The organism is Novosphingobium sp. 18050 (assembly GCF_902706195.1).
GTDB lineage: Bacteria > Pseudomonadota > Alphaproteobacteria > Sphingomonadales > Sphingomonadaceae > Novosphingobium.
Genome location: NZ_CACSJO010000089.1, coordinates 1 through 449 on the forward strand (window position 1 = coordinate 1; position 449 = coordinate 449).

A 449-nucleotide genomic window follows, 5' to 3' on the forward strand; every position below is an offset into this window, starting at 1 on the left:
TGCACAAATCTTGCTGGGCGAGTTTGAATCTGCGGAAATTGTCCTCGAAGAACTCAATGAAAATGCCCGCAGTCTGCGGTTGATGAGCGATCTCAACCGTAACCTGTTGCTGCTTAATCAACTGTACTGGCAGGCCGGACGTAAAAGTGACGCTCAGCGTGTGTTGCTGGACGCATTAAAACTGGCGAATCGTACCGGATTTATCAGTCATTTTGTCATCGAAGGCGAAGCGATGGCGCAACAACTGCGCCAGCTTATTCAACTCAATACGCTGCCGGAGCTGGAACAGCATCGCGCACAGCGTATTCTGCGAGAAATCAATCAACATCATCGGCATAAATTCGCCCATTTCGATGAGAATTTCGTTGAACGTCTGCTAAATCATCCGGAAGTGCCAGAGCTGATCCGCACCAGCCCGTTGACCCAACGTGAATGGCAGGTCCTGGGGC

1 protein-coding gene is annotated in these 449 nt (G+C 50.8%); it reads left to right on the plus strand.

What is annotated here, in order from left to right; translation table 11 throughout:
- The coding region (locus GVL61_RS24505; protein ID WP_200845019.1) for a hypothetical protein at window positions 1-449 on the plus strand (449 nt) is incomplete at both ends.